Origin of the sequence: Haloplanus ruber (assembly GCF_024494725.1) — an archaeon.
In the GTDB taxonomy this organism is placed as follows: domain Archaea; phylum Halobacteriota; class Halobacteria; order Halobacteriales; family Haloferacaceae; genus Haloplanus; species Haloplanus ruber.
Genome location: NZ_JANHDK010000007.1, coordinates 20,739 through 36,637 on the forward strand (window position 1 = coordinate 20,739; position 15,899 = coordinate 36,637).

At 59.8% G+C, this 15,899-nt stretch carries 13 protein-coding genes and 1 pseudogene; 5 read left to right on the forward strand and 9 right to left on the reverse strand.

Going from position 1 to position 15,899, the window contains the following annotated elements:
• Positions 1 to 5: 5 nt before the first annotated feature.
• Both NO878_RS16645 and NO878_RS16650 read left to right on the forward strand, forming a co-directional pair.
• Positions 6 to 3,365, forward strand: coding sequence for a VWA domain-containing protein (locus NO878_RS16645; protein ID WP_256407092.1), 3,360 nt, complete (start codon positions 6 to 8; stop codon positions 3,363 to 3,365).
• A gap of 181 nt (positions 3,366 to 3,546) precedes the next feature.
• On the forward strand, positions 3,547 to 4,719 hold the full coding sequence (locus NO878_RS16650) for a hypothetical protein (RefSeq protein WP_256407093.1): 1,173 nt from the start codon (positions 3,547 to 3,549) through the stop codon (positions 4,717 to 4,719).
• A 387-nt stretch (positions 4,720 to 5,106) separates the two neighbouring features.
• On the opposite strand, the gene NO878_RS17410 is transcribed toward NO878_RS16650, so the two are convergent.
• From NO878_RS17410 to NO878_RS16675, 7 genes and pseudogenes are all read right to left on the reverse strand, one after another.
• Positions 5,107 to 5,292, reverse strand: coding sequence for a hypothetical protein (locus NO878_RS17410; RefSeq protein WP_465262096.1), 186 nt, complete (start codon positions 5,290 to 5,292; stop codon positions 5,107 to 5,109).
• A 149-nt stretch (positions 5,293 to 5,441) separates the two neighbouring features.
• On the reverse strand, positions 5,442 to 5,720 hold the full coding sequence (locus NO878_RS16655) for an AbrB/MazE/SpoVT family DNA-binding domain-containing protein (RefSeq protein WP_256407094.1): 279 nt from the start codon (positions 5,718 to 5,720) through the stop codon (positions 5,442 to 5,444).
• A gap of 193 nt (positions 5,721 to 5,913) precedes the next feature.
• The gene (locus NO878_RS16660) at positions 5,914 to 6,336 is read right to left on the reverse strand and encodes a TRAM domain-containing protein (RefSeq protein WP_256407095.1); all 423 of its coding nucleotides are present in this window, start codon (positions 6,334 to 6,336) and stop codon (positions 5,914 to 5,916) included.
• 67 nt (positions 6,337 to 6,403) lie between these two features.
• Positions 6,404 to 6,524 (reverse strand): annotated as a pseudogene (locus NO878_RS17415) (DUF7837 family putative zinc-binding protein).
• Between the two features lie 491 nt (positions 6,525 to 7,015).
• Entirely contained in the window at positions 7,016 to 8,266 is a 1,251-nt protein-coding gene (locus tag NO878_RS16665; RefSeq protein ID WP_256407096.1) for a phage integrase SAM-like domain-containing protein, read from the reverse strand.
• 22 nt (positions 8,267 to 8,288) lie between these two features.
• Positions 8,289 to 8,816 (reverse strand): PIN domain-containing protein, encoded by a 528-nt coding sequence (locus NO878_RS16670; protein WP_256407097.1) that lies wholly within the window; start codon positions 8,814 to 8,816, stop codon positions 8,289 to 8,291.
• Entirely contained in the window at positions 8,813 to 9,349 is a 537-nt protein-coding gene (locus tag NO878_RS16675; protein ID WP_256407098.1) for a DUF7437 domain-containing protein, read from the reverse strand. Before NO878_RS16675 ends, NO878_RS16670 begins: the two co-directional genes overlap by 4 nt.
• Before the next feature lie 606 nt (positions 9,350 to 9,955).
• Between NO878_RS16675 and NO878_RS16680 the strand changes: the two genes are divergently transcribed.
• Positions 9,956 to 11,128, forward strand: coding sequence for a Fic family protein (locus NO878_RS16680; protein WP_256407099.1), 1,173 nt, complete (start codon positions 9,956 to 9,958; stop codon positions 11,126 to 11,128).
• A 782-nt stretch (positions 11,129 to 11,910) separates the two neighbouring features.
• On the opposite strand, the gene NO878_RS16685 is transcribed toward NO878_RS16680, so the two are convergent.
• Complete coding sequence (locus tag NO878_RS16685) at positions 11,911 to 12,705, reverse strand: IclR family transcriptional regulator (RefSeq protein ID WP_256407100.1); 795 nt, start codon at positions 12,703 to 12,705, stop codon at positions 11,911 to 11,913.
• A 122-nt stretch (positions 12,706 to 12,827) separates the two neighbouring features.
• Here NO878_RS16685 and NO878_RS16690 point away from each other — a divergent pair, with 122 nt between their 5' ends.
• Together NO878_RS16690 and NO878_RS16695 are read left to right on the forward strand one after the other, a co-directional pair.
• Positions 12,828 to 14,057, forward strand: a complete 1,230-nt coding sequence (locus NO878_RS16690) for a serine hydroxymethyltransferase (RefSeq protein WP_256407101.1) — start codon at positions 12,828 to 12,830, stop codon at positions 14,055 to 14,057.
• A gap of 42 nt (positions 14,058 to 14,099) precedes the next feature.
• Entirely contained in the window at positions 14,100 to 14,816 is a 717-nt protein-coding gene (locus NO878_RS16695) for a helix-turn-helix domain-containing protein (RefSeq protein WP_256407102.1), read from the forward strand.
• A gap of 3 nt (positions 14,817 to 14,819) precedes the next feature.
• Here the strand turns inward: NO878_RS16695 and NO878_RS16700 are convergent, their stop codons facing one another.
• The gene (locus NO878_RS16700; RefSeq protein WP_256407103.1) at positions 14,820 to 15,794 is read right to left on the reverse strand and encodes an ornithine cyclodeaminase family protein; all 975 of its coding nucleotides are present in this window, start codon (positions 15,792 to 15,794) and stop codon (positions 14,820 to 14,822) included.
• Positions 15,795 to 15,899 lie beyond the last annotated feature (105 nt).

The window sequence follows — 15,899 nt, forward strand, 5'->3', positions numbered from 1 at the left end:
CCGCCATGAGCCACCAAGCTCGCACCGCTCCCGGCCACGACAGTGACTTGACGCCACCAGAGGCGGCACAGGTCCGTACCTCCCGGGACCGGGCCACAAGCATCAAACAGTACATCGAAGGACTGCTCCCATCCGATCTGGCCGCCGAAGTTGACGTCGTCATCACGGAGAACGTCGCGACGGCGGCGGTCATGCCGGCAACGGAGGACGCACTGCTGGATGGCGATGAGACGGACTTCGACCGCCAGCAGGCCCAGAACCTCATCAACCGCGTCGACGGCGACTATCTCGTGCTTGTCACTGGGCGCGAGGCCGACACGGATTCGATCTGTCTCTCCGATCAGCTCACCGCCGACGCCGCCCACCAGTTTGGGCTTGCGTTCCACGAGACGCTCCACGTTTTGAAAACTTCCTTCGGCGCTGTCCAGTCACTCGTCGAGACCGAGGTCGAAGCGCAGTACCACGAGTTCGTCCACGAACTGATCAACATCGTCGAGGACGGGGCCATCGAGAACGAAGCCCAGACCGGCGACGATTTCACCGAGCGAGCGGGCAACCGGCTCACCCTCATTCGGCAGATGCACTCCCAGACGGTTGCGGACCTCCCCAGCGAGGCACGCGAATTCACCTTCGGGGAGGCAGTCATGAAGGCCCTCCACGACCGGATCATCTTCGATACTGGCGTGACCGATGCGCTCCTCGATGAATCGGATCCCCGTGTGACCTTCGCGTCAGCGAGTGGCCGTGAGGCGTTCCAGGAGGTTCACGAAGAGGTGGAGGCCCTTCGAGACGACGTCCTCGCGATGCGAAGCGACCACAGCGACCGACTCTACGAGGACGATCGGAAGGCGTCGATCCAGCGGGCCAAGCGAGCGATTGCCTTCTGGCAGGATGTCCTGAAGCCGCTCTACGAGGACGGCGAGTCCCAACAACAGGGCGGGCAGCAACAGGGCGACCAGCAGGAAGGCAGCCAACAACAGGCCGGTCAACAAGGCCAGTCGCAATCCCAACAATCCCAGCAGGGACAGTCCCCGCCCGACAGCAGTCCCGACACACCCGAACAGGCGAACGAGAGTGGTTCAGCCCCCGAGTCCGGCGAGACGCCTGACTCGCCAACCGATACGCCCGATCAGCAGTCGGACACCGCCGAGGGCGAGGACACCTTCGACTGTCCCGAGTGTGAGGACTCGTTCGATTCGGACCACGGGCGAAGCGTCCACTACGGCAAACAGCACGGCGACACCGACGAGCTTGACGAACAGCTGGATGACGAAGACCGATCCAGCGAGACCGCCGACGGTGACGCCGGCGATATCGACCCAGAGGAACTGTCGTTGGATACGGACAGCATCGACAGCCCGCTCCAAGGTGTCCAGTCCCATCCCTCACTCGCGGACGAACCCGACCCGGACGACGTCGACACCCAGCCACAACCAGCCCCGGAGCACTCGCCATCGTCGACGGACGACACCGCTGAGCAAAACGACACTGACGATAGCGGAGCCGACGGAGGGCCATCCGAGGCCGACTCCATCCCCAGCGAGGCCGGCGACGACGACCGTAGCGACGGCAACACAGACACGCCCACCGAAGACAGCGGCGACCACGAAGGCGAGAGCGAGGGTGGCCCCGAGTCCACCCCAGACAGTCACGGACTCGGCGACGAATCGGCCGCCCAAGACGCTGGCGATCAGCCCGCCGACAGCGCCGACCAACCCACCAGTGGCCAAGACGGACAGCCGGACAGCGAGGCCGCCGACAGCGCCGACCAACCCGCTGACAGCGCCGATTCGCCCACCGGAGACCAAGACGGACAGTCAGACAGCGAAGCCGACGGGAGCGCCGGCGACTCGGATGTCGCGACCACTGACTCAAGCGCCAACACGACCGACCTCGCCTCCCACACTGACCAGTCTTCAGCAGACGATACTGGCCAGCAGGCAACGTTCGGGGACTTCGGTGGCAGCGATGACGATGCTCAGTCGTCGGCGTCCGGCATGGACAGCGCCGACGAGACAGCCGCCACGTCCGACGACGCCACCCGCACGGACGATTCCCAGGGCGAGACAGCCGCCGAGAGCGACGGTAGCCCAGACACGGCGGAGACATCCAGCGCCGACACGGACCCGGCTGGGGGCACCGAGAACGCCGAGACGAACAGCACACAGGACGACGACAGCCCTGAGTCCGCTCCCACGAACACTGACACCGGGCCGTCGACGCCGATGGGAGCCGACAGCGCCGGCGACCAGTCCACCGACCCAGACGCGGGCGAGCAGCCGGACGACGACCCAATCACCACGGCCGACGACACCGACTCCCAGCGTGACTCAACGCCCGATACGGAACCCACTGACGACGCCCCCACAGAGTCACCGGCCGGGCCCGCACACGACGACGCCGATCTCAGCCCCGAAGACTTCGCCAGTGACCGGAACCGAGCAAAGCGCACCGCCGACCGAAGCACCGTCGACGAACAGGGCCTTGCCGAGGACCTCCAGACACTCGAGGATGCCCTTGGCGAGGAACAGGAAACGACACCTGACGGCACCCAACAAGGAAACGGCGCTGGGCCCGGGTCGGTCGATGAACTGACGATCCTTCCGGACTCGGCCTCCAACGAGCAAAGTGACTCTTGGGGCAGTGTCCAGCGGGCCGCCGACACCGTCGCTGACACCCTCGCTAAGGAACTCCGACTCGACCAGCAGACAGCGACGCGGGGTGGCCTCTCAAGTGGCACGACGGTCAACACGAAGACTGCCTACCGACTGGGGCATAACGACCCGCGGACGTTCAGCGAGTCACTGCCCGGCGACGAGAAAGAGTACTTCGTCGTCATCGTCCTCGATCGGTCGGGGTCGATGAGTCGCGATTACGGTGCATCCACCGGGAAAATCGATATCGCGACGAGTGCTGTGGCCCGCTTTGCCGTGGCCTGCGAGAACCTCGATATCGACGTCGCGGTGATCGACTTCTATGATGATGAAGCGCGGTACGTCAAGCCGCCCTCAGTCGAAACGGAATACGCACAGGAGGCCATCCTCGCCACGGACACAGGCGGCAGGACGCCACTTGCCGATGCACTCTCGCTCGCCCGAACGGTCGCCGACGCCGACCGGAAGGAATCGCTGATCATCTCGATCACCGACGACAAGCCCGACGACGTCGACGCCGTCGAAGCGCAGACCAAGGCCTCGTACTCACCGATCTGTTCGTTGACTATCGCGACAGACTGTCACCCCGGAGACCCACCTGAACAGGCAGAAAAACTTGAGCGGGCGTACAACCAGACGACGACCGTCTTCGAGCCGTCGAAGCTCGATAGTCGAATCGACGAACTCGCGTCGTTGCTCGGGGCGCACTAGCCCCGCACAGCAGCGTCATGTCGCATGAATCTTTTTTGACACCCTCCCACGGCTGAAGCCGTGGGCTTTCTCCTTGCATCACTGTAGTCATCATATTGTCATCATCAGGAGAGTTACTGGAACATGATAGATAAAATAAATAACCACCCAAATTTATATAAAATCAGTTTGTTTTAACCGTATGTTCCTTTACAGGAGCACGGCGGTATCGGTGGCAGTATTTACCTTGGTAATGATAACATCGGCTCCCGTGATGGGTGCGGCGCCAATGATGGTTGCAGATACTACAGAGAACAGCGCAGCCGAGCGCATGGAACATCCCGACAAGTTCTCATGGAGCGAGATACAACCTACCAATGGGCCTACGGACAGGCTCCGGTCGGCACGCGTGGCAACCTTCGGACAGACCGACGGTAGCGACGTTTCAATCGCTGCCAACAGTAGTGGAACGGACGGGGGGCTTGATGTTGGTATCGAATTGCAGCAGGAAGCGACCGTCTCTCAAGATGGGAGCGTTGATATTGAAACGTACCCGGACAACCGTGCAAACCAATCAGTATCTGGAACGCTTGAGCTGGTAATTGATCAGAACCGAGATAACATCTTCAATACAAATGAAACCGTAGCATCCAGACAAATCAGCCTCAGCGCAGACGAATACTCCACAAAAGTACTCACATATAGTGATGTCCAGCTTGCTTCCGGCGATTACGAGTATCAAGCACGATTGAGTTCAGACGGCCAGACGGTCACGAGTTTTACCAATGGAACGCTAACTGTCACCGGTAACGATACTAGCGACGGTAACGATGGGAACCAGTCGGAAACAGCGGAGTTCCTGTCGGCAAGCCAGTCAGAAGCCACCCTTGCTCCAGGCGAAGAGATCACACTCAGCTACAGGGTGCAGAACCCGTTAGAAAAGCCGACAAGCATGCTCATCGAGTTCCCTAATCTGCCTGCAAATGTATCGATTCAATCGGTTGACGGTGACGTCGCACAAGAGTTGCTGGGCTCAACTCCACCAGGTGTGGTTACGTCAGAGCTCGCTGCTGATGGATCGGCGACAGTCGATCTAACTCTTACAGTTCCTGAAAACGCCACTACAGGCCAGAAGACCGTGACGACAGATGCAACCGCGAGTTCTAATCAGGGGACGCTTACAAACACGACCACAACAACGCTGACTGTGACTGAACAAGACCCACTCGTGAACCGGTTCGGTGGTTCCGACAACGAAATCGGTAATCTGGACATCCTCCGAGCAGTCAACGCAGCCAACACTAATCAAGAAGTCGGCGGCGAACCAGTCAGCAATCTGGATGTCCTCGAACTGATCAACCGCGCGAATCAGTAACCTGTCTTGGGGCTAATTCCCAAGCTTCCCATGGATTAGTCGGAGACTCCCAACCGGCTATGACCTGATAGCCGCGAACGAGTAGGTAGGTCACAATCACGACCGAAGAAAGCACCGGTACACGCCAGAGTGGGACGACGACATCGGCGGCGACCACGTTGAGGGTGGGCTCCGGATCAACCTCGACAAAGAGGGCGAAGTCGTAACCATCGAGTCATCCGACAAGGAACCTAGCGACGAGGAAGGCGACGACACCGTCTCATCTGAGTAGTTTCCGCCGCCGCCACCGCGGCCCTTCCCCTTATCTTGTAGGTAGCGCTCGAAGGAACTCGTGAGCGCTGTCGTACCGTCGCGTGTCGATGAAGTGTTCTGATTCATACGTGTTCGTCACGGGAGCAGGTGGTCGTCCAGCATATCGCAACAATCAACCGGAATCCCCTCCCACGTAGCTTTTACGACGTTGTATCCGGTCCAGCCCTCACGTTCCAACAGCTCCCCGCACGCTTCGCAGAACTCATGACGCGAACTGATCTCGTTGTCGTAGAGGATATAGAACAGAAACGGCGGAGTCAACCACCTCAGCGGCGGACTACGTCGCTACATAGCGAGCCATCAAGAAGCACTATGATCCCCGGTCGAAACGTCGGCGTCGAAAAGACCGTGCCGACTCAGTTCGCGACGCATGGGAACGGACGATGTCGGACGGATACAGGTCACCAGCGTCATCCATCGTTATTTGCTCCGCGCCGAACCGCGTCCCTATGCTTCTGAGCAATTGGATCGGTACTGTCCTCAAGCGGTGACCTCTCCCCATGCTCCGAAGACGTTTCCTCAACGAGCTCTTCCATGCGTTCGATAATCTCTTCAGGGTTATCTGCCGGTTCGATGACTGCCTTCCCGTCTTCTTTGTGGATTTCGACTTCCGTACCGGGGGTGAGTCCGAGGTGATCTCGGATCTCTTGTGGGAGGATAATCCGACCGTTTGGATCCACTTTCACCATGTGTCTACTCAGACGGAAAGCAAACATACCTATTTTGATCAGAATACTGGTTCTATCCCTCGTTCAAATAGTGAGACGACAGTACCATCTTGTGAATGAGCCGCCCGGCGAAACCCTCAAGCGGGCTACCTAGTAGTTCTGCGGATCGTTGTGCGACGTGTTCGTCTTCCTTCTTGTAGTGCAAATCGAGCAATTACTCGTAGTAACTCAACCGCTCGACGACCTCAGCGAATGCGACGTTTTGCCGTACATCGGTAATCTCGATTTTGACTCGTTCACTCTCTTTCGTATCAGGTACGATTACGACGAAGCCACGTTCGACTCGAGTGATGCCATCACCCTGTTCGCCGATGTCCTCAATCTCGACTTCCCGAGTCTCACCGTCCTCAACTGGTGGTTCCGGTGGCTCACGTTGCTGCTGTGATTTCGCTTCAGCCTGTTCAGTCTGTCCCTGCCCGCTCTGTGTCGGGGAAGACACGAGTGCGACGCGATATGATTCTCCTTGCTGTAGATCTCCCAATTGTAGTTCCCGCTCGGGGACGCCGATCACATACGAGTCGTCCTGTTCCATTATCGAAGCCGAAAACAGACATTCGAGTTCTTCAGAGATCTCCATTAATTGGTCTCTCAGCAGAGTAGCATGGCTAACCACTTGATTCTGCGGTTGTGTTGGTACTCGATATTCATTCGGCACTCACGACATCGTCACAGATGGGACACTCTGCCCAAATTCCAGTCGTCCCGTCGTTTTTTCTCGTATTCGACCAAGATGTATGCGGCAGAAATAGCTTCCTGACACACCAGACAGCGCCTGTGGTTCGGAGTGTCGCGGAACACAGGGGAGGGAAGGGAGCGTGTGACAAGTCCCTTCCACTCGCCTGTAGACCGATACTCTGGCGTAAGCTTTGTGCAGAATCGTTGTGCAGAATCGTATCACAGACGAACGGTCGCTAAAACTAATTCCCTCGCACCCTGATTCCCAGTGATGAGCATTCGGGCAGTACTCACTCAGCTACTCAGCGATACCGGGCCAACTGTCGTAGTTGAGTGTCGTCAATGCGGGACGACAGTCACTCCTGAGACCGAAATCTGTCCCGAGTGCGGCGAAACCGATTTCTGTTGGTACGAGATTCCAGAATAGGGAAGTCTCGGTTAACGGTACCTGATTCTACGGCATTGTTGAAACTCTCAATTAGTGAGAGGTTTCGGCAGTCGTGCTGAATAGAGGGGGTGTATCCAGCAGCGGGCATCAAGCCGAGCCAATTTACCAACCGATGACGGTGACCAACTTCGACTTAGTTCGGCCCTATATTGTCCACGCTTTCGAGGGCCTCGGTAGCGACATCCCCCAATTCACCAGCTTCGATGTGAGAATAGCGCTCACGAACCATCTCTTCGGAGTTGTCCAGATATCGGGCCGCCACTGTGTACCCGAACGCGCGGACCAGCACCTCCCCCATCCCACGTCGACCACCGTGAGGTGCGAGATAGTCATGTTTCGGATGGTTGATCTCAATCTCCGCATCGTCTGAAAGCCGCTGTAGAATCGACCGTGCGCCGTCCGTCGTGATTGACGGCGGCCGAATGTCCTCATCGAGCGTCAGCAGTAGATCGCGGGCGTACTCCCCACGGCGCTCAGTAATTTCCTCCGGGCGTTCCCCTTGGTCGGCTAGTTCATCCTGGACGAGCCCCGCAAGCGATCGTTGGTCAAACGTCGGGAACACCGGCCACCGCTCCGTTGGCGGATCCATGAGCTGACGATAACTCCGCAGCGGCGAAATTACCGGGTCGGGAAGGCTGGCGGCGTCCCACTGCTGTTTCTTCCGGTAGACGTCCATACTCCCGTCGTCGAGCGAGAGGTCCTCCCAGCGGACGCCGCGTCGTCTCGGATCATTCGGGTCCCGGAGGAGTTCACCGACGCGGACGGCGGTGTACGCAAGAACGAACACTAGCGCCCGGTCGCGATCCGCCTTCAGCGCCGCGTAGCGCGCTCGCTGCTTGTCGATGAGGTCAGTATCCTTCGGGAGTGTCGTGTATGTCTCGATGGCGTTGCGAGCCTGTTCGTCGACGTGACGGGTGAGTGCATGGCGCTGTTCGGACGTCCAGGCCTGCTGGTCGCCGGGCTTGCGGCCGTCGTCCTCGGGCAGCGGCGCCATCGCACTCGCCCGCTGGGCGTAGTGGGCCTCGAGATATCCTTCGTTGACACACCACCCGCACCACGCAGAAATATAGCGGTAATAGGTTTGTACCGTGTTCTGCTTGAGTCCTCGATCGCCACTGAGATGTCGGGCGTATTCACGGAACACGCGTTCGTCGAGATCGTCGAAGTTCGGCTCCCGGTCGGCGTCCTCGGGGACGAACCCGGTCCAGTCGTCGGTGCCGCGGTCGCCGGCGGCCCACTCGGCGAACCGCTCGAGCTCGCGGGCTGCGTTGCGTCGATAGTTCCCGCCGTCGCCACCACGGCCTTTCCCTTTGTCCTGGAGGTAGCGCTCGAAGCTGTCGTCGAGAGCGCTTTCAGGACGGGAAGAAGTCCGATCGTCGCTCATCGGACCTCACCTCGTCGCCATGTTATCGAAATTCGTTGGATGTGATCGTCTCGAGATACTCGACACTGACGTACCGGTATTCGATACGGTCGCTGAAGCCGTGCTGTGGCAAGAGTGTCTCGGCCGCTTGTCCCGCCGGTTTGTCGGTCGTCAAGAGAACGACGTGGTCCGCCTGTCCGGTATCGAGTATCTGGGCAGCAAGCCCCACGAGCGCCGTGTCCGCTTTCTCGGTGATGTCTTCGTCGCGGTTGGTCTCGTTGGCGATGAACCGGCGTGCTTCGTCCATCACCGTCGAGACGAGCGGATTGGCGTAGTTGAGTTCGTCGGCGACGGCGATCCAGCCCTCTTCGAATCCATCGGGATAGGGAATGTTCGCCGAAGGATACTCCTCCGCTGCCGGATCGCCCCCGAGCTCTTCGTAGACGCGCTGGGGGACACTCAACGAGACACCTGCCTGTCGGAGTGCCCGACGAAGTCGGTGAAATTTGTCCTTGTCCGGCCCACCACACCGGACGAAGACGCCGGTATCGGCGATATAGATCGTCGTCATGCAACCGTGCCAGCGTACTCGATGGCAACCGGTTCCATCGCTTGGAGAATGATCTCGGCTTCAAGCGGTGAAAGGTCAAGTTCCCGGGCCGCAATCCGATGGTTGACCGTGCCGTCGACATACTCGTAGGCGTACTCGAGGGCGACAGCAAGACCGTCGAGGCCATGGCGCTCGATGTAGACGTCGATGTCCTCGTTCTGGTCGCGGCGGGCAACGGCGGCGATAAGTGCCGGCGTGATCGTTTGGGTCTCACCGTCCGTCGAGAGCGTGAGTGCAATCGACTCGGCATCGTATTCGTAGGGGCGCTGCTCACGGGTCTTCTCCACTAAGCCAGCTGTTTCGAGATTCTGCACGTAGTCGTAGGCGGTCCCCTGTGGGATGTCGAGCTCGTCGACCAGTTCGGACACAGTGACCGGACCGTGTTGTAAGATATGGGCGTACAGCCGAGCGAGTGCCGGCGTTTCGAGGAGGTCGGCGACCGTCTGAAGCTGCTGAATTGGTGGTTGGCCTGACCGGGAAGGTGATTGCGCCATCTCGATTACGAATTATAGATAAAACATAATAAGGCTTCCGGCGAATGATCGGAACTCATGACCGATCCGACACTTGCGGAGAGTCAGGTGCTCGCAGTGACTTTACCCTAGGGGAAGCGCCGTCGTGAGGCGGTTGCAGCATTCGTGCTTCACCGACGGCGTCGGGGTACTTCAAAGTGTTCGTGATTACGGGCATAATCAAGACCACTTGATGTATTCGGAGCATCAAGACAATTCGAGGATCTGGAGTCTCTTAGCGTAGTATTTCGACACTTAGCGAAATTATATATCGCATATTGCTATACAAAATGTCGACCCCCTGGAAGTTGAGACTACAGCGGGTTTAGCAGGGCTCTGATGCGTGAATTTGACCGATTCGGTCAGCGGGTACTGCCCCAGATGGCCCTCCAAGCGGCTATTCTTGTCACACACTCAACCATATGGACAAATTTTCGAGAGTTTCACTCGCAAATCCAGAGAAAGATGAGTATCAAATCCGTCTTCAGATATCCCGAGTAGTTGCGATGGTACAATCAGCCACCCCGCTATTTTTATTTAGCACCAAAAATGCCAATAGTGGCCAGCGTATTTGTAGAGATACCACTGATGGAGCGAGATGACTTCGACGAGATGGCGCCGGGTGAAATCGTTCCCACGACGACATCAAAAGGGGCGTATTCGGCGTTCCGACCTGATCCGCTTCCTCCCTCAACCAACACTGAACAACTCATTACACCGCTGGCCGAGGCGACACAAGCACTTGGGCGACTCCACGGTATCGGCCCACGTGTCGGCTCAAGAGAAATCCTGATCGAGCCGTTCATTCGAAAAGAAGCGCTAGAATCCTCGCAAATCGAGGGGACACATGCCACTCTCTCGGATATCTACGCCTATGAGGCTGGACAAGAAGCCCTTATCCACGAAGACAGGCGGCAAGGCACCCAGGGAGTCGTGAACTATCTGCATGCACTGACGCACGGATTGGATGCGATCACAGCTGGCGATCCAATTACCACCGAGTTGCTGTGTGAAATGCACGACCGATTACTTTCAGGTGTCCGTGGAGACGAAGCCAATCCTGGAGAACTCCGCACGACCCAGAACTTCATCGGCAGTACGCCATACATCCAAGACGCCAGGTACGTTCCGCCACCACCGAACGAGATTCCCGACCTTCTCGAAGACCTGCTTGAGTACGCCAACCGAGATACTGACCTCCATCCGCTCCTCCGGATCGGGTTGATTCACTATCAGTTCGAGACGATTCACCCGTTTCTCGATGGGAATGGACGGCTCGGGCGGCTACTAATTAGTCTCCTCCTGCAACGTGATGGTCTCCTGCCCGAGCCATATCTCTACTTGAGTTCGTATTTCAACGCACGACGGTCAGAGTACGTCGATCATCTCTTGGCAGTCAGTCAACGCGGTAAATGGGAAGAGTGGCTCCTGTTTTTCCTGCGTGGCGTGCAGTCGCAAGCAGATGAAGCCCATCAGCGTGCAAACTTGTTGGTCGACCTTCGTGAGGACTATCAACAGCGCTACCAGAGCGAGCGGTCTGAGAACATCCTCGAACTGGTCATGCAACTCTTCGAAGATCCGTACCTCGACGTGAATACGGCGGCCGAGTGGTTGGATGTCGAATACAGTACGGCCAACCGACTGATCGGACATCTTGAAGATGACGGGATACTCGAAGAGCTGACCGGGAAAGAGCGGAATCGGTTCTACCGGGCGAACGAAGTCTTCAAGATAATCAATAAGCCGATCGACCAACTCTGAAGTACTGAGCAGACGGCTTGAGGCGTATGCATTGAGAAGGCCGGTCTCAACTTCTGTCGACCCCTGATGTTCCTCTTTCCGAACAACGGAAGCAGATTCGAATTGAAGCAGTCAGGATTCTGTTCGAACTTGTCTGGGATTCAGATTCGCAGCATCTCAGGAAAAATGCCGCAGGAAAAGTATCTCGGTTTGCACTTCTCAAGTTCGATATAAGGGGAGAACTGGAGAGTTGATCAACCGGGACGAGTTGTTTTAATTTACCACTATGCTACGGCCTATGCTTCTTTCAGTAGAGGCGATAAGCGTGGGCGTCCGTGAGCGGGTGGGACGTGGGAGGGGCCGCGGCGTCGCCGGAGGACGACGTCGAACTGCCCACACCGGCGTCGACGCGATGCGGGTGGTGCCGCCCGATCAGACCACCGTACACGATCATGGTCCTGTCGGATCCCCCCGAGGATCCACGTGGAGCGCCCCGAAGTGCCGGCCATCGGCCATTCACGCGTCCATCGTTCCGCACCAAGATGACGGTCGTTCATCGACTCGTGGAATCAGCGAGACGTTCGGGCAGTCAAACCGGCGAAGCGAATGGTACCTCCGGTCGGAACCGTGGCGGAACCTCGCGCCTTCACGATAATAACAGTGTTATGCGTGTTATTTCATTCGTCTCGTGGGGGCCAGTCGGGGGCGGGACGTCGCCGGTCGGGAGCGGCGGCCGAGACGTTGCCGACACCAGAGGAACTCCCATGGAACTATATCGACGTCCAACATAGCTGGATAACCCCTTACGATCCGTCGTCGCGTCGGTCCGGTTGCTGGAACTCCCGTTGCCATCGGGTCTCGATCTCCCGTTCGAGTTCGTCGGCGGCGGAGAGCAGCGTCTCCGCGATCTGGTCGTACGGCGGATAGTTGTACGTGGGTCCGGCGATCGAGAGGCCGCCGGCGACGGTGCCGTCCGGTTCCCTGACTGCTGTCCCGACCGCCTGAATGCCGCTGTTGCTCTCCTCGTCGTTTATACTGTACCCCCGTTCACGGGTGGTTCGCAGGTCGTCGCACAGCGCCTCGCGGTCGACGATCGTGTTATCGGTGACCCGGGTCAGGCTGCGGCGATCGAGGATCGACGCGACTCGTTCCGGTGAGTACGCCGCCAGGATCGCCTTCCCGGACGCACACGCGTGGATCGGCATGTATCGGCCGAGCTGGAAGCCGCGACGGTTCCTGTGTCCCACCTCGTCGAAGATGACGACAACACGCCCGTACTCCTCAACCGAGAAATCCACTTCCATGTCGATTTCGTTTGCGACCCGGGCAACGTGTTCACCGATGACGTCGTACGAGAGTCGTCGTGTTTTGGCCTGCTCACCCAGATGATACAGCTTCAAGCCGAGATAATACCGATCGCCCTTCTTCACCACGTACTCCCTCTCGCGGAGCGTCGCCAAGTGATTGTGCACGGAACTCCGCGAAACGCCGAGTTCCGCCACGAGGGTGTCCGCACGAACGCTGCCGTGGGAATTGATCGCTTCGAGTATCTCCAGCGAACGCACCGTGGTCTGTAGTCCGTTTCCGTCGACCGTCATGTGCCACCCCTGCGATCAGCATGTACATAAAAATATCGCTCTGCTGGACGTTTATATATGCGTGGCGGTGAAATCGTTCCGATCCCAAAAGTTATACAATCGCGAGGGGAACAGCCGGTGAGATGGAGTACGAACACGTCGAGACTGCGGAAAAAGCCGTGGCTGAAGCGATCGAATCCGAAGCGCGAATGCAGGCGGAGAGTCTCATGATGATCGCGTCGGAGAACGTCGCGAGTCCCGCCGTTCGGGAGGCACAGGGTAGCGTCCTCACGAACCGGAACGCCCTCGGCTACCCCGACTCCCGCCTGTATCCGGGGGCGGAGAACATCGACCAGGTGGAGTCGCTGGCGATAGCGTACGCGAAGGAACTGTGGGACACCGAACACGTCAACGTACAGCCACACAGCGGGTCGCTGGCGAATCTGGCGGTCTACCTCGCCGTCCTCGATCCCGGGGACACGATCTTCGCCCTTCATCCCCGGGACGGCGGACACATCACTCACGGCTCCGATCTCCACCTCAGCGGCGACCTCTACGAGACGGCACACTACGAACTCGATCCGGAGTCGGGACGTCTCGATTACGACGCGATCGCCAGTCGGGCCCACGAGGTCGATCCAGACCTAGTCGTCTCCGGATACTCGTCGTATCCGCAGACAATCGACTGGGAGCGCTTCCAGGAGATTGCTGAGTCGGTCGACGCGTACCACCTAGCCGACATCGCACATCTCTCCGGCCTGATCGCGACGGGGGCGTTCCCGTCGCCGGTCGGTGTGGCCGAGTTCTGTACCGGGTCGACGTACAAGACGATCAAGACTGGTCGGGGCGGGATCATCATGTGCGACGAGGAGTACGCCGAGGCGGTCGACGAGGCGCTGTTCCCCCGGCTCCAGGGAGGGGCCGCCATGCCGAACATCGCGGGGAAGGCGGTCGGGTTCGCCGAGGCGCTGACGGACGACTTCGACGATTACGTCGATCGGACGATCGCCGACGCCCGGGCGCTGGCCGATGCCCTCGCGGATCGAGGGGTCGACGTCGTGACCGGCGGTACGGACACGCACATCGTACTCGTCGACCTCCGCGAGTCCCACGGCGACCTCCCGGGCAGCGAGGCCGAGGAGGCGCTCGAGGCGGCCGGGATCATCGCGAACAAGGCGTCCGTCCCGGACGACCCGCGGTATCCCGCGGACGCGAGCGGCGTCCGATTCGGCACCACGAGCCTCGCGGCCCGTGGGTTCGAGGTGGCCGAGATGAGTGCCGTCGCCGACTTCATCGTGCGGGCGTTCGACAGCGCGGGCGACGAACAAGCACTCGAAGAACTATCGGCGGAGGTGCAACGGCTATGCGAGTAACGGCCGCCCGCTCGCCTGCCTCCGGCCGGGAGAACGACACCGATGGCGACCCGGCGTAGCGACCGGTCCGCGAGCGGCGGAAGCTACCAACTGAAACTGAAGCTTCGGCACCCGAACTGCTGGATGACAGAGGTGACCCTGGAGAACGACGGACGGCTACTCGTCAGCGCCGTCTACACCGGCGAGGGGAACGTGACGGCTCACGTCGTCGTCCACGCCAACACCGACGCGGCCGTCGCCGACCTCGTCGCGGCCGCGCGCCGGTCGGTACATACGGACTCGGTCACCGAGATGCAACCACGCGACGAGTTCAGCCTCGCGTCGAGACCGATCGGGAAGGCGACCCGCGGCTTGCTCGTCGAGTTCGATCCCGAGGGGAGCATCCACGACGCGATCGTCTCCAAGGGGTTTCTTCCCCAAGAGCCACTCCGGATGCGCGACGGCTACGAGTACTGGACGGTCGCCGTCGACAAACCCCGCGACCGGCTGCAGGCGGCTCTGGACGCGATTGCAAGCGAGAACGACGCAGAGATAACGGTTCGTCGGATCGCGACCCGTGGATCGGTCGGCGGGGGCGACGCCGATCTACCGACCCTGTCGGACCGCCAGCGCGAGATGTTCGAACTGGCACGGGAACGGGGCTACTACGAGTGGCCACGGAACGTCTCGGCCGCCGACCTCGCCGAGGAGGTCGGGGTCGCGAAGGCGACGGTGCTGGAACACCTTCGGAAGGCCGAGGCGAAACTCTTGGCCCCCTGAGCGTTACGCGAAGAAATCGAACGCCTCAACGTCGCCGTCGCGTGCGGCCTCGTAGACGATGTGGGCGGCCGCGACGTCCTGGATGGCGAGGCCGGTCGAGTCGAAGACTGTCACGCCGTCTACGGCGACGCGACCGTCGCGCTGACCGGTCACGATTTCGCCCAGTTCGGCGTCGATGTCCGACTCGTCGATCAGTCCCTCGCTCCATGGGACGTTGATCTCTCCGGAGTGGATACACTGTTCGTGGTCGTCGATGACGAGTTTGGCCGTGTTGATGACGTCGGCGGCGAGCTCCCGTTTCCCCGGGGCATCGGCGCCTATGGCGTTGACGTGGGTCCGGCCGCCGAGGTCGGCCGCGGAGACGATCGGATCCTCGACGGGGGTGACCGTCGAGAGGACATCACAGGCGGCAGCGTCCCCAACGTCTCCGGGTCGGACGCTGAACTCGTCTGCGAACGTGTCGACAAACTGCTCGACGCGGTCGTCGTCGGGGTCCGACACCACTACCTCCTCGATCGGTCGAACCGTCGAGACGGCCTTCAACTGAGCGTACGACTGAACACCCGCGCCGACGAACCCCATCGAGGTGGCGTCCGCAACGGCGAGGTGATCGGTCGCGACGGCGGCCGCCGCGCCGGTCCGGCGCATCGTGAGTTCGGTTCCGTCCATGATGGCGAGCGGAAGCCCGGTCGCCGGATCGGAGTAGACCATGACGCCGAGGACCGTCGGAAGGTCGTGGGTCCCAGGGTTGTCGGGGTGGACGCTCACCCACTTCACCCCGGCCGCCTCCCAGCTGTCCGCGCCGACGAACGCGGGCATCGATCGGAAGTCACCGGTCGGCACATCGACGTACGATTTCGCCGGCATCTCGACGGCGTCCGTCTCGTACGCCGCGAACGCGTCCTCGACGGCCGGCACGACGTCGGTCATCGGTGAGTACGTCGCCACGTCGGACCCGCTCAGAATGAACGTCTCCATACGTTTCCCGGGAGTGGACGGAACTAATAAACCGCCCCTCTCATATGAGGCGTCTGCGTCCCGGAGCTCGTTCGGTTCACATCCATAGAATATACCGCGGATGTT